We start from the raw sequence: 21,865 nt of genomic DNA, 5'->3' as shown, positions 1-21,865 counted from the left end.
ATCAATGATTGTAAGATAACAAAAGCATTCTTAATAGAAATGCCAGGATTTTTTATTTGGTGGGAGAATACCCGATTTTATGATGTCAGTTAGCGCACGATTTTTGTTATTTTACTAAATTACAATCAAGGCCAGGGGCTGGATTGTATTAAAGTAAGCGCAAATTTTGTTAATTTTGCATTTATCTAACATTTATATCAATTGGTTACCCACATAAAATAAAAGCGAGTGGATATTTTTGAGAAATTACGCAACAACTCCGGCCCTATCGGGACACCGGCCAAAATGCTGAACAGCCACCATTACTTTTCTTTCCCAATGTTGGAAGGAGACCTGGGGCCGCGCATGAGATTTATGGGCCGTGAGGTGTTAAATTGGAGCTTGAACAATTATTTGGGGCTGGCTAATCATCCGGAAATCAGACAAGCTGATACGGAAGCGACTGCCAAATGGGGACTTGCCTATCCAATGGGAGCCAGAATGATGTCGGGAAATTCCGAGCTTCACGAGACTTTTGAAAAAGAACTTGCTGAGTTTGTAGGCAAAAAAGACGCATTTCTTCTGAATTACGGATATCAGGGCGTCATGTCGGCGATCGAGTGTATCTGTGACCACCGTGACGTGATTGTTTACGATGCGGAATCACATGCCTGCCTCATCGACGGAATTCGCTTGCACAAGGCCAAATTAGGTGAATACTACAAGTTCAACCATAATGATATGGCTAGCCTTGAAAAGAACCTGATCCGTGCTACGAAACTGGCCAACGAGAAAGGTGGCGGTGTGCTTGTTATTACCGAAGGCGTTTTTGGCATGTCTGGTAAAGTTGGCGATCTGAAAGCGATTGTGGAATTAAAGAAGAAGTATGATTTCCGTCTGCTTGTGGATGATGCTCACGGATTTGGCACAATGGGCGAAACCGGCGCAGGCGTAGGAGAGCTTTTGGGCGTTCAGAAAGAGGTTGATCTTTACTTCTCAACATTTGCGAAATCGATGGCCGCAATTGGCGCTTTTATCGCTTCTGACGATCCCGAAATTATCATGTTCCTGAAATATAACATGCGCTCGCAGACATATGCGAAAGCGCTTCCGATGCCATACGTAGAAGGTTGCCGCAAGCGTCTTCAAATGATCAAGACAATGCCGGAGCTTCGCGCGAAACTTTGGGAGAATGTTAAGGCTATGCAGGACGGACTAAGGGGACGAGGTTTTAACATTGGTGAAACAGAATCGCCGGTTACTCCGGTTTTCCTTCACAGTGAAGGCGGCGTGCCGGAAGTAACGCGCATGGTGCGTGACCTTCGCGAGAATATGGGCGTTTTCTGCTCTATCGTCGTGTATCCGGTTGTGCCGAAAGGTCAGATCATGCTGCGCATTATTCCAACTGCTGCGCATACATTGGATGATGTGGAATATACATTAAATGCGTTCACGACGCTGGCGGACAAACTGAAAAACAGGGTTTACCAGGTTGAGGACGTTCAAGAGGTTATCGAGTAAAAATCGGCATATTTCGCTTTCTGAGGGCTTTTTTCACAAAAGCCCTCTTTTTTTTATTTTTATTTTGAAAATTTAATAATTACTAAATGTCTGATTTTAAGATATTTAGGTGTTTGCAAATAATTAATTGCATTTTAGAAGTGTTTTTTTTTGTTTTTTGGGTTGCGGAAATGCTTTTAATTACTAAATTTCGGTCAAAACATGCGTTTTTAGCGTGTAAAAGGCATTTTGAAACTAAAAAACAAACACAAACATGGCAAGATTTGATGAAGTTAAAGATCTGATCCTTTCACTGGAAGGCGATTTCGATAAGTTTTATGACAAAGGCAACCAGGCTGCTGGAACACGTGTACGTAAAGGAATGCAAGACCTTAAAACGTTGGCTCAGGATATCCGTGCCGAAGTTCAAAATAAGAAGAATACTGCAGAATAATCTGAGAAGGATAAATGATATAAAAGCCCGGGCAGTCCTGTCCGGGCTTTTATCTTTAGAACTTTTCTGTATTGATCATTGTAGCCACACCACGCGTCACCACTTTTTTGGTTATCGCATCCACAATCTCAGTGGATATCTCAGCAATGTGCTTTTCCGGATTAATGGTTTTGATCGTGAAAACGGCTTTGTAGTCCGTCTCAACGAACATAGGGCGCAGGAATTCTAATGTTTGTTTCAGGTAAATAGATCCAAAGCCTGGAAATTGTGTTCCCAGCACTTTTGTGAAAATGGTGGCGCCCAGCATGCCATGAATGATAGGCTTTTTAAATGAGGTCGTTGCAGCATATTCCGCATCCAGGTGAATGGGGTTGTTATCACCGGTAAGATCCGCAAACCGCTGAACTTCTTCCTGGGTCAGACGAAATGGCTGTTCGAAACTACTATCCACAACAGGTTCAATATTCATAAAATCGCTTTTATATTAACAAAAATCTAAATTCGCTCAATTATCCGATTGTTGCAAACAAACGCGTTTGCCTTAAAGCAAGAGAAGCCGTCCCGGACCGGGGCGGCTTCTCTTGCTTATAATATATGTTGTTACTCTTCAGTTTCCTCCGTTATGAGCGTAACGCCGTCTTCTAATGCTACACCTTCAATAATCTTCGGTGCCCTGGCATTGTTACGTTTGTCTTTAAACTTTTTAACCTGCATTTTCAATGTATCTATTGCTAAATCAGTTGCTTCCTCGAACGTCGTCCCTTGCTCTCTCACAAACATGGTTCCTCCCGGAACATAAAGCTTAACCTCAAGAAGTTTGGTCTGTAACTTGGCATTGTCACTTTTATCCAATTTCAAAAACACCTCTCCGCTAGTAATCCGGTCATAAAAGGTATCAAGTTTATCTAGCTTTTGTTGAATGAAGCTCAACAACTTAGGATCGGCGTCAAAATGAATTGCTTGCATTTGCAGTCTCATAAGCACTTTGTTTTAAGGTAAAACATATTTTAAACCATCCTGTCAACATGTATGCCGGGGCCGCCAATACAAGTTTCGATCCTCTCCACCCAATTTCAAATCGCTCCCCAAACACCATTTTTGATCTTAATGGTATATTAAATAAAAGGAAATAATAGGGTAATGTCAAGTAAACCGGGTTGTTTTTAAATATATTTATTTTACCTCAAAAGTGGGGATGGAAAGCGTCATGCTTCCTCCAAAAGTGTCCGAAAAGATACATATTGACCATTAAAAAGCGCATGGTGGCGCTCCTGCAAGTCGGCCTGAAAGCCGGTTTGGTAAGCAAGGAAATCTTCCATGGTCCGGAACGAAAACTGCGTGGTGTAAGTCGAACCTTCGTTTTCTATCTCGGTGAGCAAGCGGAAAAGTTTACACTCAAGCGGCAGTTTTGTCGCCAGGATTTCGGGGATGTGGACTGTCTTCATGAAATCAAGCCAATCCTTTTCGGCGGCATAACTAATGTTGACTGTAATGTTAAATATGATCATGATATTTTTAATTATCGGGACTTTTTGTTGTGCAAATATCAAGCATAATGCTCGGTTGAGCGTTACATTTGCATAATTTTACTTATTCACCATAAACTGATTTGATATGAACGCGCTTATACGTGCCCACTCAGGCCTCCGTTATGTAGTGTTGGTACTTTTGATTGCAGCGATTTTCACGGCTTATTCCAATTGGCAGAAAGGATCTCAGGGCGATAGCAAAGTCTATCTGTTCGCATTCATTGCAACTCACACGCAGCTGCTGCTTGGACTGATCCTTTATACCATGAGCGCAAAAGTGAATTTTGACCTGATCAGCGAGAAAGTGTTTCGTTTTTATTCAATCGAGCACATATTCATGATGTTGATCGCCATTGTGCTGATCACCGTCGGAAGAATCAGATCGAAAAAGCTGACCGGCGCTGCCAAGCACAGAACAGTGCTCTACTTTTACACAATGGGCCTTATTATCATTCTTGTGGCTATTCCATGGCCTTTCAGAAACCTTGGCTCCGGCTGGTTCTGATCCGCGTCATCAAGTTTTAATTAAAGGCTTTTCAAATCCGGTAGCATAGTCTCAGGAATTTGAAAAGCCTTTCTTTTTAGCCAAACAAATCGCTTGACAAATAGCGATCGCCGCGGTCGCAAATGATACAAACGATCACGCCTTCCTTCAATTCTTTGGCAAGTTCAATGGCTGCCCAGGTTGAGCCTCCGCTGCTCATTCCGGCAAAAACAGCTTCTTCTCTTGCCAGTTTACGCGTGGTGAGCACCGCATCATCCTGTGTAACCTCAATTACGCGGTCAACACGTTCTCTTTCAAATATTTTGGGAAGATATTCGACCGGCCATTTCCTGATGCCGGGAATGCTCGAACCGTCGGTAGGCTGGCAGCCTACAATCTGAATGTTCGGATTTTGTTCCTTCAAATAGCGCGAAACACCCATAATAGTGCCGGTAGTGCCCATAGAAGACACGAAATGGGTCACGGATTGGTTGGTGTCCTTATAAATTTCTGGCCCTGTGGTCCTATAATGTGCTTTCCAGTTATCCTCGTTTGCAAACTGGTTCAGCATAAAATAACCACCAGCAGCTGCTTTCTCCTCCGCAATGTCCCGCGCGCTCTCCATTGTTTCCGAAAGTACAACTTTTGCACCATAGGCTTCCATCGTCAGCACACGTTCCTTTGTTGAGCTTTGAGGCATAATAAGCTCTATTTCAAGATCAAACAGCCGTGCTATCATTGCCAGGGCAATGCCTGTATTTCCACTGGTGGCCTCAATCAACTTGGTGCCGGAAGTTACTTCACCGCGATCCATCGCGCCTTTTATCATACTGAATGCTGCACGGTCCTTGACGCTGCCGCCCGGATTGTTGCCTTCCAGCTTACCATAAATTTTTACGTCCGGATTGGGATTGATCTTTTTTAATTCAATAAGAGGGGTGTTACCAACCAGATCAAGAAGTGAAAACATGTAATGTTATTTTGTAGAGGTAAAAAATGCGAGCGTTCCAATCAGGAATGACGATATGGAACTGCTATGCGTGCCGCCCGGCACCGGTGTTATTGTCACATTGGCACCCATTCCTTTCATTGTATCATATGCTTTTACCGAATTGAAGTAAAAAACAAGTTCGTCCTTATCGCCGTGATATAGCTGGACAGGTGCTTTGGGTTTCCAGTTGTAAACATCATTATCTGCAATGGCCTCAATAAACTTCTCATCCTTGCCATCATTCAAATCTGTTTTGAAGCTTTCATTCAAAGCGGAATCAAAGCTTTGCCCAATCGGTGCAGAAATCCCGTTTGCTGTAATATTAGTCGCAAACGGTTCTTTAAAATAGTAGGAAGCCGGGCGGTTCAGTTTATAAATGCGGTCATAGGTTAACAACACCCAGGTGTAAAGTGCATTATAGGAAGCAATTCCGTGCGTTTTTGTATTGATAATGTGCTTCATGAACGCCGTTTTATCATAAGCACCCGCGCCGCAGCTGGCAGCACGAAGGTCAAATTCACCAGCCGCTTCTTCTTCAATCATCTTATGGAGCGCCATCGTTGCGTAACCGCCTTCGCTATAACCTGCGACATACAGTTTCTCATCCCATTTCACATCTTTTTGCGCTTTCACAAATTCCTTTGCGGCGCGCAGCATATCCAGTGAAGCTGAGGCCAGGCTCGCCCTGTGTTCGTATGGATGCGGAAGATCTTTGGAGGCGCCGTAACCAATGTAATCCGGGTAAGCAATAATGTATCCCATTGAGCCAAATAATGCCCCGAAGGAAGCTGCTTCGGCCCCGTCCTTGAAATTGGAAGGTGCAGATGCGTCGTCGCGGATCGTGCCGTGCTGAACGCTGATCATAGAAGCGGGATTGGGCGTCGACGGTAAAATCAATGCGCCGGAAGCCATAATGTCCGTTCCGTCCGTATTCTTTGTCTTGTAAGTGATTTTAAAAACCTTAATGCCGTTTTTGACATATGCAGATACCAATGGTCTGAGGTCACCGGCTTTCTCGATCACCTGTTCTTTGGTCATTTCGGTGATAACCGTGCTTTCAGTGAGATATTTATTCTCAACCGGCGGGTCCACAGGCAGTGGTTTGTCGTCTTTGCAGGAGTAAAGCAGCAACAAACTCCACACAAGCAGGAAGGATAACCTCCTCTGAAACACTACGATCGTAAATTTTTGCATATTCTTAAAGAAAAGGTCATCGTTCAAGTTTAGATAACGAACGATGACCTTTTTTAGATCGTGAAATGGATAAATTTCTGACTTAAATTTTTCCCATATACCAGTTGATCATACGCGCCGTGGCATCGGGCCGCTCTACCATTCCCATATGCCCTGCTTCTGCAAGGATAAATGGATAGCTCTGTCTGGGGAATTCCGACAATGTGATTACGCTTTCAAAAGGAATGAGCTTATCCTGCATACCAATAATGAGCAAAACCGGGAACGTCATGCGTGTGAGCACCGCTGTGCGGTCTGGCCGGTTACGCATGGCTGCAATGCCTGCAATAAGCGCTTCCGCGGGAAGTTTGCCAAAATGGTTGATGTGTTCCTTAATCCTCTCAGGGTAAAGTTCTTTATATCTTTCCCCAAAAAGATTTCCAGCCGTGTTTTTAACAAATGCTTCCGTTCCATGATTTTTAAGAAGATCGATGGTCTGGTTGCGCTGGTGTTTTTTTGCCTCGTCATCGGCATAGGCAGTGGAGTGGAATAACCCGAAACCTTCGAGCATGTCCAGGTATTTGTCTGCAAATGCGAGGGCAATGTAACCGCCCATCGAATGGCCGATCAGCACGCACTTTGTAATGTTGGCATTGGTCAGGAACCGATGCAATTCATCTGCATAATCTTCAACGGACTGGCAGAATGTGAACAGGGAAATATTAGGCCTTACTATTGTAAAATCATTATTAAGCGCGGCATCAAGGTTATCCCAAATCGTATCATCTATGCCATGTCCATGCAGCAATACCAGAGTTTTACGGTGTAGATTCATATAGATTTGCTTTTCAAGGTTGAGAACTTGTTTGGCTAAATATACATAAACCTTGCGCTTTACGGGCTTTTTGAAATGAAGGAATTGTGAAATAATACCAGATATCCGCTATTTCGCTTTGGCCAATTCTTCCTCCCGCAGTGCCCTTCTCAGGATTTTTCCAACATTCGTTTTTGGCAATTCATTTCGGAATTCTATCTGGCGCGGGATCTTATAGCCCGTTAAATTTTCCTTGCAAAAGGCCTTCACTTTTTCTTCCGTAAGCGCAGGATCTTTCTTCACCACATATATTTTTACAAGCTCACCCGACTTCTCATCAGGAACGCCTACACACGCAACTTCCATAACACCCGGACATTGCGCAACCACATCTTCAATCTCATTAGGATACACATTAAACCCGGAAACCAGGATCATATCTTTTTTACGGTCCACGATTTTGAAAAAACCATCTGCGTCTTCATAACCAATGTCACCCGTTTTGAACCATCTACCACTTTCGTCTTCAAATATCACTTTTACAGTTTCGTCGGGGCGGTTGTAATAGCCCAGCATAATCTGTGGTCCTCTGGCACAAATCTCGCCTTTCTCACCAACGGCTGCCCAGGTTTCGTCATCTTTCAGGATACGCATTTCCGTGCTCGGAAAGGGAAGTCCTATTGTGCCTGGCTTATGATGGTCATCCAATGGATTTACAGAAAGCACCGGAGACGTTTCGGATAAGCCGTATCCCTCTACGAGCGGACAGCCGGTTACTTTTTCCCAGCGCTCGGCAACTACTTTTTGCAGCGCCATGCCGCCGGCAATGGTTATTTTAAGTTCAGAAAAATCAACGGAACTGAAATCGGGGTTGTTGAGAAGCCCGTTAAACAATGTATTAAGGCCCGGAAAAATGTGAAAACGGAATTTTTTCAATTCCTTCACAAATGCCGGAAGGTCCTTTGGATTGGTGATCAGGATATTGAGCGCACCCCATTTAATGCCGCACAAGCCGTTAATGGTCAATGCAAAAACGTGATACAATGGCAATGCTCCAACAATGGTAAGCTGGCCTGTGGCTGGCGAACGTCTCATTTTAGACATCAGCCATTCATTGATTCCCTCTACATTGGCGATCAGGTTGCGATGGGTGAGCATTGCGCCTTTTGAAACGCCTGTTGTTCCACCCGTATATTGGATAAATGCAATGTCAATCCCTGAAATGTTTGGCCTTTTATATTCGCGCCCCGCGCCTATGGACAATGCTTTGGTAAAAGAGACAGCGTCCGGAAGGTTGTATTTCGGCACCATCTTCTTCACATATTTTACAACAACATTGACGATCAGCTTTTTAGGAAATCCCAAAAGATCCCCGATCTCGGTGATGATTACGTGCTGAATGTTGGTGTTAGCAACAATTTTTTCCAGGTTCATGGCAAAATTCGCCAGGATCACAACCGCTTTGGCGCCTGAATCCTTGAACTGATGCTGCATCTCACGCGGCGTATACAGCGGATTCGTATTCACAATGATCAATCCTGCCCTTAACGCACCCATCATGGCCACCGGATATTGCAGCAGATTTGGCATTTGGATAGCAATGCGGTCGCCCTGAACCAGGCCAAGTCCTTGCAGATAGGCCGCGAAATTTCTGGACAAAACATCGACTTCGCCAAACGTTAGCTGCTTGTCCATATTGGTGTAAGCAGGCTTGTCCGCATTGTCGCGGAATGTCGTTTCCATCATGTCAACAAGGGAAACGTAGGCGTCAGGGTTTATTTCGTAGGGAATTCCTTCGGGATAATTTTTCAGCCACGTATAGGTTTCCTTAGATATAGCGATCATAATTCAAAAAGGAAAAGGGTTCGGAATAGGTGCGTTTCCAAAAATCAAGGTAATCAATAACAAAAGAAAATTATTGATCGTGTCCAATTAATTTTTTGAAAAACAATAATTCTCAATGATAACGCAAAAGCCTCCCAGGAATTATTTTCGTGCCAGTTCCCAACGCCACAGCGGCCCTTCGTCGGGATCGTTAATATCCTCAGTTTGCTTAAAACCGATTTTTTCCAGGATTTTCACAGATGCATTTTCCTCCCTTAATGTATGCGCCAGTATCTTATGAACGCCGGGTTGTGCAAATGCATGTTCGGTAAGCCCTTTTGCAATTTCCAATCCCAGACCTTTCAAACGGTGTGAAGGCATGATCTCATAACCAATTTCGACCATTCCGCTTGCATCCGGTTCGCCTTTGTAGCCGCAGGAGCCAATCAGCATGTTGTCAGGCATGTGTATAACCAAATAAACCCACCAGTCCCGTAAAGGAGGGTGGGCTTTCCAGCGATGGTAAGATGGCGTAAAAGTATCCCGGAACTCGGTCCACTTTTTAGGGACATTCACACCCATTACGCGTGCTAATGTGTTATTACCCATGCGTATGGCGTCAAAAAGCGTATCGTCGCAGGGTACAATCCTTAAATTGGGGGTTAGAATCATATCAATAATTTAACCCCCAATTTAGAACATTATGAGTTGTTTTCGTCAAACCGGTCTGTTATTGCTTTCCGGATTGCCTGGTGTGGGCGCATTCCCGTAGCGCGTGAACGGGGAACTGCGCGGTCTGCCGAGGCATTGGATTTGGCGCGTAATGCCAGGTTGGAAACGGTTAAATGGCTGTTTCTCCATGCATCATATTCCTCTTCGCCCATCACATCCCGGCTCACCTGACCATGCGCATAACCGTCTCCGTATGAATGTACACGTGTGTCGGTTAATGTTTGTTTCCGCTCTGCTTCCAGGCTTTCTATCTCCGCTTTGATCTTGGCTTCTTCTTGTTTCAATTCTTCCAGGGCAGGCATGACCGCAATATCATTCTCCAAAATACTTTTCTGTGTCAAATGTGCGGTTAGCGTTTCCTGTAATGGCTCCATTTGTTTGAGAATGCGTTTTCTTCTGCGTCTTAAACGCCAAAGTTTTGGGTCAATTTGCAGCCATCTATACCAGAAACCCTGCAAGACAGGCAATGCCATACCCAGCGAGACGGCACCGGCAATCGCAAAAAGCACACCACTCATGACGAAGGAAAGCAACGCCCAGGGACTATTAACCAGATCCAGATTTAGCTGATCCGAATTACGAAGCGCTTCTTCGATCTTATTCGTCAACTCAGGACTGTTCACCGGCGCACCCGTAAGTGGGTCAACAGCATTCAATTGCAGGTTTTTAACCGATTTATTGATCGCTTCTTTCAGCTTATCTGTCCGGTAGGCTTCATAACGGAACCAACCTAAAATGATCAGGGTAACAATCGCAAAAATGGAAAGCACCAGTTTAAATCCGGCATAACGTGACCTCGCTTTGGGCGTTTCATTTTTGTGATAAGGTTCTTCTACCAACCGGTCATAGGCTGGCTTCAACAGGATGGAAAGCATGGCCAAACCGATCGCAAATGCCCAGGCTTCGTTGGAGTTACGGATATTCAAGGCGTAGGCCACGATCTCGTGGGAAATGATCAGGTCACCCGCAATGAAGGATATCCCCGCTGCCAGAAATATAAGTCCGGCAACTAAGGAGTAGGATGGCGCCTTGCTCGCACGTTTTTCCCTCAATTCCTCGGTTATAGAGTCAATTTCAGCTATGGACTTCTCGCTGTCCTGCACTTTTTTGGCAGCATTATTAAGGCCCATCACTTCATTTTGCAGTTTGTCGTAAGCAGTTTTATGCTGCCTGATGGTTTCCTGCTGCTTATTTTTGACCGAAGAAAGTTCTTCTCTTTTGGTGTTAATTCTATCAATAACCCAGTCGTGGTTCACATTGCTGGACAGATAGGCCTCATATACCTGGCGGTCAATGCCTTCGATTCCGCTGGAATATCCGTGCTGGAAGTCGCCGCCCTGGTTTGGATTCTGCTCGTTCATGACGTTTCGTATTTTGTATGATCGAAATCAATTTTCTAATTATCAGCACATTACTTCGAAAAAGCTGTGCCTGTAAGCTTAATCCCTGCTTTTGCGGATCAGATTCAGCTGTCTTGTGGTGAGCTCGTTTTTCATTCTGCGGGCCAGGTAAAACTCGCTTTCAAACAGTTTTACCAGCATATCCCTCTTTGCATAAAGCTTGTCGCGTTCCGTTTCTGAAGTGCTTTGGTCACGCAGGATCTGCCATTTTTTGACGCGCAGCTCGTCAATTTCCACTTGCAGGGTTTGGCATTCGTTTTCCCAGTTGTAATTATTGTCAGCGAAATCCTGGCTGTCTTTCCGGATATGGAGCCAAGCCTTTGTATCGTTCCATAAAACCGTAATGTTGCTCAGCAAAAGCTTGCCTGCGAACATAAAAAGAAAGAAAACGAATATAAACAGCGCGAATGCCTGCCACCAGGTCTGGTGTGTAACAACATTGGCAAACACAAACAATGCTGCTGCAAACGGAAGCCCGATCTCTTCCAGTAGCGACTTCCAGGTCACCCGGGATTCAGTGTCATGGAAAAGGGAAATTTTGCCAAATAAGCTGAACATTCCCGCCAGGAACACACCGAGCGCGATCCACGAATTATCTGCAAATGCAGGTTTCAATGATTCCCGGATCAGGAAGAAGTTGCCAATACACATGGCCACGCAGAGTGTTATGCCCATTAATGTGCGGGGCAAATGGTGCTCGCGTTCCGTGTTACTAACCGGGTTTTTTAACTTGTCCTTTAATTCCTCAATCCGGTTATTTTTCTGCCCGATAAAGAGGTTAAGTTCCTGAATGCGTTCATTATGCTGTTCAATACTGGCAATGTGGCCGGCAACCAGATTTGAAAAATACTTCTGGATAATGTCCGTCTTTTCGTTCGGGTCAGACTCAGAAAGTCCAAACAAAACACCCTCATCACGCAATGTATCTTCGTCTTCCAGCCAATACGGCATGGGCACTTCCACTTTCTGTATTTCAGGAATTTCGGCAACAGCAGGTTGAGGGGCCTGTACGGGTGTTGGTTGAATGTAGGTTACAGGTGTATAATCAGAGGGAGCGTTGGGAGCTGTTGCGTTTTCAACAGGCTCATCATCATAGTATTGGTCCGCGTCGGATGCGTTTGGGCGGAACCAATTCGCAATTAGTTCAGTCAATTTTGCCATAGTTTTTCATGGTTAACCTGCGATTATCCATGAAAACAGAGAAAATTGCTACATTATTGTGATGACCGGGGATTAAAAAAGGTAACCAACTGATGATTAGGACATTTCAAACATCTTCTGTAAAGCCTGCCATAGTTTCTTCTTGAGAGTCCTGTCGGCTTCAATAATATGTAACGGATCGGTGAGCAGAAACCAGACGCCGTCGACCAGCTTGGGCGTGTAAGGCATAAGTAACAAGTCCAAATGCAGCTTAATGAGCGGCACGCCGAAGGTGATAAAGAAGTTCGTTTTCTTCTCCGATAAAACTTTCCGGGCATCCGGACCTTTGAGAAAGCTGTAATTCAAAATGTCCGCTTTCTCCACGGAATGTCCGACTGCTTTCAGAATGTTGTCGAGGAACAATGCTTCCGACGCAGCCATTTCTTTCTGCTTTGGCGCGTCCATCAGGATTAGTATGCTGTGCAGCAATGCCGGGAAGTCTGCGTTGGGTAATGCAGGCGCCGGACCTGGATTAGGCAAGATAGCAGGAGTTTTGGGAGTTGATTTTGCTATTGGCTGCGGAACTTCGGGTGCAGCAGGCGCAGTTGCTGGTGCTTGTACAGGTGCAGATGCTTGTATGGGTGCAGTTGCAGGATCACGCTCAGGCTCATTTACAACTAGGTTTTCCAGGACCTCAGGCACAATGCTTCCTTCTAAACGGAACAATGTTTCGTTTTGATACAGTATCTGGTAAAGTGCTGAGGCGGAAGACATTTATAGTGTTTATCAGAATTATAATTGACCTAAAAATAACGACGACTGGCTCCATATACCAACCTTTTGCTTTTTGGCCTGAATTTCGAGATTAGCGTATTCCTGGCTTTTCGAATATTTTTTGAAATGTACAGCCAGTCCTGCTTTAACCAGCTCCTTATTCAAAATCCGGCTATTGGGGAGCACAACTTCGCCGAGTAACCTGCCATATTTATCAAAGTTACCAGCATGCCTGATCTGAACCGTTTTCCGGAAACATTGCTGGCTTGTGTATTGCTTTGCAACTTTATAATAAGGCCGCCCGCGTTCGGGGCAATTCACATGCAAAAGCCTGATCCTGATTGGTTTCCCCATTCTCTGACCTGCTTTTTTTCCTGCAAAAAGGAATTTGAGCTCAATGGTGTCACCATCCTGAATCGCGATAACCTCTGCTTTTAAGGGATTTGGTAAGTCATAATGCTGCTGAATGCTGCCATTTTGGAGGCGGATTGCATTATTATTACTAAAAGACGAAAGCGTCAACAAGCATGTCAGCGCAATCAAAACATTGAATCTTACCCTACTCACTCTCACTCTACTCACTTTTACTCTAAAAAATTTCACGCTAAACACTTTCACTGTTCTTCAAGCTTGTACCACTTAATGTCGTTGAGGGGCTTCCTGCGGGCTGCTGTTGCCGTAGGAGCATAATGTTTTTCCAGATAATCCAGGACCTGTTTTTCCGTTTCGCCCAGGTCCCACAGATTGTGATTGGCCTGCATCCAGCGGATCTTCTGTTTCCAGCCGTCCCTTGTGAATCGGTTGGCAATGATGAGCTTGGACGAATGACAGCTCGTACATTGCGCCTTCACCATATAAAGGTTCTGATCCGTTACCAGGCCGGTTTCTTTATCTGTTTTCGCTGTATCCAAAGGCATACTGGCAAACCCTGCCTGATTCTCAACACGCGTTTCTGTACGAAAAGCCGTTGAAACCAATCCCAAAAAAAGGAATAGTGTGAGCAGCAGGCCAACATTTTTATTTTTTATCAAATGCATTGCAGGAAATTTTCTCTGTGATTAACCGACTTTAACAGCGATCCGCTCGCAGGCATTATTCATGTAACCGCCCGGATTCCAGGCCGGGATGACCATGGGCTGTGCATTTCCTTTGTCATCGGTTGCCTTGGCCCAAACTTCATAATAACCTTTCGAGGGGAATTTTACCTTGGTATTCCAATGCTGCCAAGCCAGTCTGTTAGCGGGCGCTTCGAGCTTGCATTCTTTCCAGGTTGCACCAAAGTCAATCGAAACCTCCATTTTCTTAATTGCATGGTCGCCCGCCCATGCGTGTCCGCGTAACGCCAGTTCTGCGTTAGGTGCGATCATTGCGCCTGATTTTGGAAAAGTAATGAGCGATTTAACGGGCATGGATTCAATAATCTTAAAATACTCGTCCGTCTGGGGCACATCCTCACCAGGTGAAACCGGGCTTTTGGGCATCTTATAACTATGGCCCTCCATTTTGGCACCATCATGTACTTTATTCCGGACCGAGATCCGGCTCAGCCATTTTCCGGAAACAGAAGCTGGCCAGCCGCCTATAACCAGTCTTAACGGATAACCGTGAAATTCCGGGATGTCCTTACCATTCAACTGCCATGCAATGATCGTCTCGTCTTCCAGGGCTTTGGACATCGGGACACCGCGTGAAATAGCTTCCTTTTTTGGGTCTTTGCTCAAATGCTGATCCTTACCATGATAACCAATGTATACCGCATCACCTTTAATGCCCACATCGGCCAGCACATCTTTCAAGCGAACGCCCGTCCATTCCGCGCAATGCACCGCACCCTGTCCCCACTGGTTTCCCGAGGCTTGCGGCTGAAAGCCGGAACGGCCGTTACCGCCGCATTCCAGCACCAGCTGGTAAGTGTAAGGTTTGAATTTCTTTTTTAATTCAGCCAAAGTATATGTCTTCGGCGCTTTCACCGATTCTCCATCAATTGTCAATGTCCATGAAGCCACGTCGATCGTTTCTGGAATGAGCCCGTTATTCCGGATGAACATTTTGTCAACCGGCGTAATGCGGTCGTCGAGCAAATGAACGGGCGATTCCACATTCCAGGGCTTATCTCCCTGCACGATCATTTCCTGGCTTTTGCCTTTAAGCGCGTCCTTTTCATCGAATAGGAGCGGGATATAACCTTTGGGCATTTTGTTGGCAAAAACAATGTTCGTTCCCATTGCCGCAGCAAGTGCTGCCATGCTGCTTTGCTTCAAAAAGCCACGTCTGTCGGATCCGGAATTCATTATGAGGTTCAGAAATAGTTCGAAATATCAACGGTCGAATTTACATAAACGATATTAGTATAGCACCCAATCAACCCGATTTAAGCGATTTTTAATAAAAAAAGAGGCTGCCCGCTGGACAACCTCTCGCTTACGATAATAGTGTGTACTGACATTCGAACATTACTCACTTAAAAAAGTGCATGTATACGTCCAACAGGGAGAATTTACTAATGCTTACTAACTCGTGTTATGCCTTAATGAACGGACCTGCAATTGAAAGCACTGCGGCTTTCGTCAATGGTTCGTCAAATGCCTCTGTTATAGCTGCATCCGATTTCGAAGCAAGGCCTTTCAGGTTTACACCGCCTTGTGTCATATTGTCTTCACCTGCATAAATGGCCGCAACTGCGCCTTCTTTACCGGTGATCCAGCCTTTCATAGCCGGGTTTGCTGTAACCGTTGCAGCCAGCCTGCGCGTCATAGCCGCGTGACGTGCTTCTACCGAATGAACCTGCAATGCGTATTCCAGGATTTGCGCATCAGCAAGCAATTCGCCCGCTTGTCCTTTATAAGCACGCACCCCTGTATCTTCCAGTGCGCTGGAAACAGTTACAAAAGTTTTGTAATTGGTAAACACATCATTAAAAGCGCCACCATACTTGAAATCAAATGTTGGTTTTTTGATCGCCTTATCGCCCAAAGCTTTCACAAGGAATGCTACGTGCTGTGATTCATGCTTGCCGATTTGTGTGAAGATCGTTTTATCCGAGGCCGGGATCAGGTTCGCGGCTGCGTTTCCTGCTTTGTAGAACTCGTCTTCCAGATATTCAAGTGTCAGTGCAAAGTTCAGCACGTCGATTGCTTTCGCAGACTGCGCATACGCTTTGTTTACAATTGAAGCAAAGACAGTAGGAACTGCAACTGTTGCAAGCTTACTGCCGATTCTGTTCATAAAGTGACGACGTGTGGCAAACTCAAGGCGGCCTGCTGCATCCCCGTCAATTTTTTGAAAGTCATCTATAATTTTGAAAATATCCATTGTTTCTGAATCAAATTAGTTATTAAATTATTTACCCACATTTGCTCCCGTGATCGTATCCTTCACGTAACCTTTTACGGCAGCAAGGATATCGGCAGGGGCAACAGCTTTGTCTAACCCGTTTTCGTTGATGATATCATCGCCGGCAAAATCAGCAGACTTTGGTTTCAACAAATCACGGATCACCGCTGCGTGGCGGGCTTCAACAGAAACGATTTTTCCGGCAAGAAGCAGATTTCCGCCGTCTTTGAGCAGTCTGCCTGCACCATTATATGCAGCAACACCTGTATCTTCAAATAGCTTCGCAGCACCTAAAACTGAATCGCGTTTTGTGAAGTCGATCGTTGCAAAGTTTGGAGTAAGATCTTTAATGGCTTTGTCACCCAATGCTTTCTTGAAAAAGTCACGGTGAATAATTTCGTGGTCACGGATATCGGTAAGAATTGTTTTTTCCGCGTCGGTAATGCCTGCAAATGGTGTAGCAATAACCTGTGTATAGAAAGCAGCTTCCAATTGTTCAAGCGCGTATGCATAGTTTAATACACCAACATCTCCTGAGCCCAGGTCCACACTGTCGCCCGTTCCAGGGATCATCGGATCCGGATCGTCGTCATTACAAGCGGCAGCAATTACAATGGTTCCCAAAGACGTGGCCAATCCGGCAGAACGCAAAAATAGACGTCGGTTGACAACTGACGCGCTTGCTCCCTCTTCTTTTCCGGAGTCGATTTTTGATTTCGTTTGTCTGTTCATAGCAATAAAAAGGTTTCTTGACTTTCCTTTCGTTTATCGAAAAGATTTAACAGACCTACGACCTCCTATTTACTTTAGATCAGTTAACGAAAAAATGAAAGCGATTTTGGCGGGGGGCTTAAATACAAAAAGAGCCTGTTGCCAGGCTCTTGATGCTTTCGGATCATCCGATATTAGAAAGTAACGTTGAGTAAATATTCGTTTATACCAAATCGCCTGGACGACCTTATATTGCGGAGCATTGTAGATTAAATACTATCAGTTACTAAGTAATAATTTCTATGCAAAGATAGCTTAATCCTTTTCTTCTAAGCACTTTTTGCTTGAAAAAATTCGGATCATTTCGCAAATCAGCCTGAATAAGTCGGATACGCACTTTTTTGCTAACTGGTTCCTGTTCTGATGTTTAATGCTACAACTTGTTGAAAGATCGTACATGTGGGGCCGTATGTATGGAACAAGGGATTTGTTAATATCTGAGTATCAACTTAATTTGTATAGCGCTGGGTTGTGGCACTAAATTATCAGGAGCTTTTATGAATTTACCTAACACGATTAACAAGATGAAGCACATCATACTGTCCACTACATTCATTGCCATGCTGGGTGTATCCCATGTGCAGGCCAATGTAACAAGCCCGGTCGTAACTGAATTAAGCGTAAGCCAGGATAAAGTTGCTGTTCGGCCGGATGACCTGCCCGAAGCAGTTAAGAATACGCTTTCGGGAGAAGCTTATGCAGGCTGGCAGGTTACCAGTGCTTTTTTGGTTACAAAGGAAGATAACTCGCAGTATTTTGAGATCAATGCCAGGAAAGGCGAAGAGTCAACTGTCATCAATCTAGACAAATACGGTAAGAAAGTTGATTAGGACTGCACGTTATATTTATTAGCTCAAAATGAAAAGCCGGACATTTATCCGGCTTTTGGCGTTTGTTTTTATAATTTTACATTTCCCCTGCTCGTTAGTTAGTATTTATTTTTGATAATCAGAAAACCCATGGCCCACCTGCTCCTCGTAGAAGACGATACTACATTCTCAAAGCTGCTAAGTAATTTCCTTGGTAAGCATGGCCATTCGGTTAAAGTCTGTTCAAATATCAAAGAAGCAAGAGAAGCACTGAAAAGTAGCGATACCGAAGAACCGTTTGAAGTGTTAATGCTGGATTATCGTCTTCCGGATGGTAATTCGGTCGATTTTCTAAAAGCACTGAGAAGTGAAGGAAACCGTACTGCTGCATTCATCATGACAAGCTTTCACGATGTGCGTACTGCTGTTACAGCCATGCAGATCGGTGCTTTTGATTACATAACCAAGCCGGTTAACCCGGAGGAACTGCTTATGGTACTACGAGAAGCACTTAACAAAGCCGAATCAACAGATACAAAGGCGACTCCAAAAACGAAGGTCAATGCGAAAGCCGACAAGCAATCGCTGGAATTCATCGAAGGGAAAAGCAAGATTTCAAAGCAGCTTTACGAGTATGTTCGATTGGTTTCGCCAACGGATATGTCGGTGATCATCCAGGGGGAAAGTGGTACAGGAAAAGAGCATGTCGCCAAGTCGATCCATAAGATGAGCAAACGTAGTAACGGGCCGTTTGTAGCGATCGATTGTGGTTCATTATCCAAGGAACTGGCTGCGAGCGAACTTTTTGGTCACAAAAAAGGCGCATTTACCGGTGCATTGCAAGATAAGATAGGGCAGTTTGAGGCAGCCGATGGCGGCACATTGTTCCTGGATGAGATCGGTAACCTTGGATATGACGTCCAAATCAAGCTTTTACGCGCATTGCAGGAGCGTATCATTGTGCCGATAGGCGCTACGCAGCAGATTAAGGTAGATGTGCGGTTGATCGCAGCCACCAACGAGGACCTAATGACCAGCGCGGCGAATGGCGATTTCCGTGAAGATCTTTATCACAGATTAAACGAATTTAAGATAGAAGTTCCTGCGCTGAGAAAAAGAGGCGAGGATCTGGGCATATTTATTCAACATTTTGTAGACAAAGCGAACGAGGAATTAGGCAGGAATGTGCGCGAACTGTCCAAAGAAGTAATGGATGTTTTCCATAAATACGATTGGCCGGGCAATTTGCGCGAGCTGAATAATGTCATCAAGCGACTGGTGTTGCTCTCGAAAGAAGAAGTAGCCACGTTAAGCGCATTGCCTGCGGAAATGATCACCGCTCTGGAAGATCAGCAAAAGCCAACGGGCTCAGATCTGAAAGCTTTGCAGGAAACACATGAAAAGGAGATGATCGAGAAGGTTTTGCAGGAAGTGCGCTACAATAAGAGCAAAGCTGCGAAACTGTTAAACATCGACAGGAAAACGCTTTATTACAAGATAGAAAAATATCATATCGAGTAAGCCAGGGCCCTTTCCTCAACCTGCTCAACCACAATGGCAGCGTTTTTCACAACCTGCTGCATTTCCGCGATTGAAATTTTAGAAGGGTCTTCCCGCAAAGCAACTTCATATTGACGGAGCTTGGCCGAAAGCTCGCGGGCGCCTATCTGTCCCGTACGGCCGGCCAGGCGATGCATGAGTTCCTGCGCTTTGTCCAGGTCGTTGTTTTGGATGTAACCGTCCAGATCGCTTACATCCTTTCTCGAATCCTTTACAAATTGTTCCAGAATTTCCCTGAGCAGGCTTTCATCACCAAAAGTCATTTCATTCAATGATGTAAAATCAAGCGCCGTTTCGGAGTTTTCGATCACGGTTTTTTCCGGAACTTCGGCTTTTGTGGACGAGGCTTCCAGTAATTCCAGCAGTTCATTGGAATGGAAAGGTTTCATTAAGTAACCGTCAAATCCCATCCCTAGCAAGCCTTTTCGCTCCTCAGGAAGCGCTTGCGCGGTTAGTACGAAGAATTTGGTGCTCCCGGAAGCCGATTGGCGGAGGCGTTTGCAAAGTTCTGCGCCGTTCATGCCAGGCATACGCATGTCTGTAAGTACAAACTTCACCTGCGGATCCCACGGACGGCTCAAAACTTCCTCTGCCGAAGAAAAACATGTATGCGGAATGCCGTTCCTGTCCAAAACGGATGAACACCATTTCAGGATAAAGGCATCATCGTCGACGAGCCATACTTTTCCGACCACATTATAATTCCTGTTGTCCGCTTCCTCGGGCGCTATTTCCAGTGTTTCAGCTTTTTTCATACGGGTGGTTACAAAAAAAGTCGTGCCCTTCCCGAGTGTGCTTTTGACTTTAATCTTGCCCGACATGCCTTCAACCAACGCTTTTACAATGCTAAGGCCCAGACCTGTGCCGCCATATTTACGTGATATGGAAGGATCGGCTTGTTCAAATTGGTTAAACACGCGCTGAACTTGTTCCGGCGATAGGCCGATGCCGGTATCCGAGATCTGAAATTCAATTTCAAGATCGCTGTCACTCTCAAAACCTGTAACCCGCAATACCACCTCGCCGCTTTCGGTGAATTTGATAGCGTTTGTAAGAAGGTTGTAAAGGACCTGGCGCAGCCTGAACGGATCGCCGTTCAGATAGAGTTTTGGAGAAAGCCCGTTTTCAAATTGCAATAAAAGTCCTTTTGAAACCGCCGTTGGCCGCAGCATCTGCACCACTTCATTAAGCAACGGATTAATAGCGAAAGTCCGTTCCTCAAAAGTAAACCGATCCGAGATAATGCGGCTGTAATCCAGGACCTCATTGACCAGATGCAGCAAGTGCTCTGACGCGGAATGCAACGTTTCCAGATCCTGTCGCTTCGGTTTTTCGTCCTTTTTTAATGCTTCGGTATAACCTATAATGGATTGCAGCGGCGTGCGGATCTCATGGCTCATATTGGATAAAAACCGCTGTTTAGCCATGCTGTGATATTCGGCTTCCTCTTTGGCTTCTTCGAGCTGGCTGCGATAGGCGTTGCTTTGGGTAATGTCCGTAAAGATGAGATAGGAAAGCATCGCAGTCAGGAAAAAGAATCCCAGCATGATATACTCCAATGTATTAATGCTGCCGGTCACAATGTTTTTCGACCTTGAACCTTCCAGATTGGATTCTTTCAGCACTTCTGCCTCCACTTCCTGCATTACATCCAACAATTGCTGCACGAGTGAATTACCTGCTGTGGCAAGTTCCTGCTCCCGGTCTACAAAGCTGGTTGTTCGGATTTTTTGTGACTTTTCAATGGCGTGCACCGCTTCGCCCACTTTTTCAATGGTGCTATCTTCCTGGGCAACGGTAATGGTGTCCACCTGCACATTCACTTCCTGTTTCTGGACCACTTTCGCGGGTGGCGGAGGGGCGTTTTTCTTTGCTTTTTTCGAACCGCCAAACACCCGGTTAAAAAATCCTTTTTTCTCGCTCGCTTGCTGTAAAGAGTCAGGTAACTCCGTGTAAACGGTCGTTGTAGTAGTTCGTTTTTCCGTTTTTACAACCGTGCTATCCGGTTTCAGTTTTGTAGTGATCAGCCCGGAAATGGATTTTACTTCTTCTTCCAGATCCTTGTTATTGACCAGCTTGGATCGGACTTTGACATACTTTCCATAAATTTTTTCCCGCTCATTCAGCAGGCTTTTCATAGAGTCAATGCGAATGATCTGAAGGTGGTCGTCCAGGCTCATATTGCTCAGCGAATCCAGCGTTGCGATCAGCTCTTTGGATTGCGCTAAAACCTGTTCGTTTTTTTCTTCCCCTTTTAATGTGCGTGTGTTTTGTAAGTGGTTGAGCTGAATGATGTTTTTGAAAACTTTATTGACCAGCCGAAGCTTATCATTCGGCGTAGACATTACTTCCAGCTTGATCAGCATATCTTCAAATGCTTCTTTACTGATAATCCACGACGTGCCCAATGCCAGCGACGCCAGCAGAAATCCCAGCAAGACTTTGCCTTTAACTGATTTTAGGAAAAAAAGGTCACGAAGAGCGGACATATCGGAATGTAGTATGCAATGTCTTTAACGAATTTACAATCGTAAAAGGTGCAATTCAGCTGCATCTGTCTGATTTAGAATGTGAATATAACGAAAAAAGGCTGCCCTG

The 21,865-nt window shown here is 45.0% G+C and carries 22 protein-coding genes; 5 read left to right on the top strand and 17 right to left on the bottom strand.

What is annotated here, in order from left to right:
• The first annotated feature begins 228 nt into the window (after nt 1-228).
• Together L0660_RS17760 and L0660_RS17755 are read left to right on the top strand one after the other, a co-directional pair.
• Nucleotides 229-1,500: a pyridoxal phosphate-dependent aminotransferase family protein gene (locus L0660_RS17760; protein WP_233797578.1), complete on the top strand. Its 1,272-nt coding sequence runs from the start codon at nt 229-231 to the stop codon at nt 1,498-1,500.
• A 253-nt stretch (nt 1,501-1,753) separates the two neighbouring features.
• A complete protein-coding gene (locus L0660_RS17755; protein WP_026628750.1) occupies nt 1,754-1,933 on the top strand; it encodes a hypothetical protein in 180 nt (59 codons plus the stop codon).
• A 55-nt stretch (nt 1,934-1,988) separates the two neighbouring features.
• On the opposite strand, the gene L0660_RS17750 is transcribed toward L0660_RS17755, so the two are convergent.
• The 3 genes from L0660_RS17750 to L0660_RS17740 all read right to left on the bottom strand — a co-directional run bounded on the left by L0660_RS17750 (nt 1,989) and on the right by L0660_RS17740 (nt 3,441).
• Nucleotides 1,989-2,402, bottom strand: coding sequence for a MaoC family dehydratase (locus tag L0660_RS17750; protein ID WP_235160586.1), 414 nt, complete (start codon nt 2,400-2,402; stop codon nt 1,989-1,991).
• Nucleotides 2,403-2,533: 131 nt separating this feature from the next.
• Nucleotides 2,534-2,911 carry a ribosome hibernation-promoting factor, HPF/YfiA family gene (gene hpf / locus L0660_RS17745; protein WP_026628748.1) on the bottom strand — a complete coding sequence of 126 codons (378 nt, stop codon included), beginning with the start codon at nt 2,909-2,911 and terminating at the stop codon, nt 2,534-2,536.
• A gap of 227 nt (nt 2,912-3,138) precedes the next feature.
• Nucleotides 3,139-3,441: a DUF4286 family protein gene (locus L0660_RS17740; RefSeq protein ID WP_233797576.1), complete on the bottom strand. Its 303-nt coding sequence runs from the start codon at nt 3,439-3,441 to the stop codon at nt 3,139-3,141.
• 106 nt (nt 3,442-3,547) lie between these two features.
• Here L0660_RS17740 and L0660_RS17735 point away from each other — a divergent pair, with 106 nt between their 5' ends.
• Nucleotides 3,548-3,967: a cytochrome B gene (locus tag L0660_RS17735; RefSeq protein ID WP_235160585.1), complete on the top strand. Its 420-nt coding sequence runs from the start codon at nt 3,548-3,550 to the stop codon at nt 3,965-3,967.
• Nucleotides 3,968-4,043: 76 nt separating this feature from the next.
• Here the strand turns inward: L0660_RS17735 and cysM are convergent, their stop codons facing one another.
• The 13 genes from cysM to L0660_RS17670 all read right to left on the bottom strand — a co-directional run bounded on the left by cysM (nt 4,044) and on the right by L0660_RS17670 (nt 16,859).
• Nucleotides 4,044-4,916, bottom strand: a complete 873-nt coding sequence (cysM, locus tag L0660_RS17730; protein ID WP_235160584.1) for a cysteine synthase CysM — start codon at nt 4,914-4,916, stop codon at nt 4,044-4,046.
• Between the two features lie 6 nt (nt 4,917-4,922).
• Nucleotides 4,923-6,131 carry a S9 family peptidase gene (locus tag L0660_RS17725; RefSeq protein ID WP_235160583.1) on the bottom strand — a complete coding sequence of 403 codons (1,209 nt, stop codon included), beginning with the start codon at nt 6,129-6,131 and terminating at the stop codon, nt 4,923-4,925.
• Nucleotides 6,132-6,213: 82 nt separating this feature from the next.
• Nucleotides 6,214-6,945, bottom strand: a complete 732-nt coding sequence (locus L0660_RS17720; RefSeq protein ID WP_235160582.1) for an alpha/beta fold hydrolase — start codon at nt 6,943-6,945, stop codon at nt 6,214-6,216.
• 108 nt (nt 6,946-7,053) lie between these two features.
• Entirely contained in the window at nt 7,054-8,769 is a 1,716-nt protein-coding gene (locus L0660_RS17715) for an AMP-binding protein (RefSeq protein ID WP_235160581.1), read from the bottom strand.
• Between the two features lie 141 nt (nt 8,770-8,910).
• Complete coding sequence (locus L0660_RS17710; RefSeq protein ID WP_235160580.1) at nt 8,911-9,420, bottom strand: GNAT family N-acetyltransferase; 510 nt, start codon at nt 9,418-9,420, stop codon at nt 8,911-8,913.
• Between the two features lie 29 nt (nt 9,421-9,449).
• The gene (locus L0660_RS17705) at nt 9,450-10,841 is read right to left on the bottom strand and encodes a hypothetical protein (RefSeq protein ID WP_235160579.1); all 1,392 of its coding nucleotides are present in this window, start codon (nt 10,839-10,841) and stop codon (nt 9,450-9,452) included.
• Between the two features lie 78 nt (nt 10,842-10,919).
• Nucleotides 10,920-12,041 carry a hypothetical protein gene (locus L0660_RS17700; RefSeq protein WP_235160578.1) on the bottom strand — a complete coding sequence of 374 codons (1,122 nt, stop codon included), beginning with the start codon at nt 12,039-12,041 and terminating at the stop codon, nt 10,920-10,922.
• Nucleotides 12,042-12,137: 96 nt separating this feature from the next.
• Entirely contained in the window at nt 12,138-12,794 is a 657-nt protein-coding gene (locus L0660_RS17695; protein WP_235160577.1) for a hypothetical protein, read from the bottom strand.
• An 18-nt stretch (nt 12,795-12,812) separates the two neighbouring features.
• The gene (locus L0660_RS17690; RefSeq protein WP_235160576.1) at nt 12,813-13,361 is read right to left on the bottom strand and encodes a thermonuclease family protein; all 549 of its coding nucleotides are present in this window, start codon (nt 13,359-13,361) and stop codon (nt 12,813-12,815) included.
• Between the two features lie 47 nt (nt 13,362-13,408).
• Nucleotides 13,409-13,831, bottom strand: coding sequence for a hypothetical protein (locus L0660_RS17685; RefSeq protein ID WP_233797565.1), 423 nt, complete (start codon nt 13,829-13,831; stop codon nt 13,409-13,411).
• Nucleotides 13,832-13,852: 21 nt separating this feature from the next.
• Entirely contained in the window at nt 13,853-15,085 is a 1,233-nt protein-coding gene (locus tag L0660_RS17680; RefSeq protein ID WP_235160575.1) for a sulfite oxidase, read from the bottom strand.
• Nucleotides 15,086-15,314: 229 nt separating this feature from the next.
• Nucleotides 15,315-16,106: a ferritin-like domain-containing protein gene (locus L0660_RS17675; RefSeq protein WP_235160574.1), complete on the bottom strand. Its 792-nt coding sequence runs from the start codon at nt 16,104-16,106 to the stop codon at nt 15,315-15,317.
• A gap of 27 nt (nt 16,107-16,133) precedes the next feature.
• Entirely contained in the window at nt 16,134-16,859 is a 726-nt protein-coding gene (locus tag L0660_RS17670) for a ferritin-like domain-containing protein (RefSeq protein WP_235160573.1), read from the bottom strand.
• A 536-nt stretch (nt 16,860-17,395) separates the two neighbouring features.
• On the opposite strand from L0660_RS17670, the gene L0660_RS17665 reads away from it, so the two are divergent.
• Nucleotides 17,396-17,728 carry a hypothetical protein gene (locus L0660_RS17665; protein ID WP_235160572.1) on the top strand — a complete coding sequence of 111 codons (333 nt, stop codon included), beginning with the start codon at nt 17,396-17,398 and terminating at the stop codon, nt 17,726-17,728.
• Nucleotides 17,729-17,857: 129 nt separating this feature from the next.
• Complete coding sequence (locus L0660_RS17660) at nt 17,858-19,228, top strand: sigma-54 dependent transcriptional regulator (protein ID WP_026628732.1); 1,371 nt, start codon at nt 17,858-17,860, stop codon at nt 19,226-19,228.
• Here the strand turns inward: L0660_RS17660 and L0660_RS17655 are convergent.
• Nucleotides 19,216-21,756 (bottom strand): hybrid sensor histidine kinase/response regulator, encoded by a 2,541-nt coding sequence (locus tag L0660_RS17655; RefSeq protein WP_235160571.1) that lies wholly within the window; start codon nt 21,754-21,756, stop codon nt 19,216-19,218. The two genes, L0660_RS17660 and L0660_RS17655, sit on opposite strands and share 13 nt — an antisense overlap.
• Between the last annotated feature and the right edge of the window lie 109 nt (nt 21,757-21,865).

It is taken from the genome of Dyadobacter sp. CY351 (assembly GCF_021502625.1).
Taxonomy (GTDB): domain Bacteria; phylum Bacteroidota; class Bacteroidia; order Cytophagales; family Spirosomataceae; genus Dyadobacter; species Dyadobacter chenhuakuii.
Note: the sequence above shows the minus strand (reverse complement) of the source record. Positions and strands in the feature narration are given on the sequence as shown.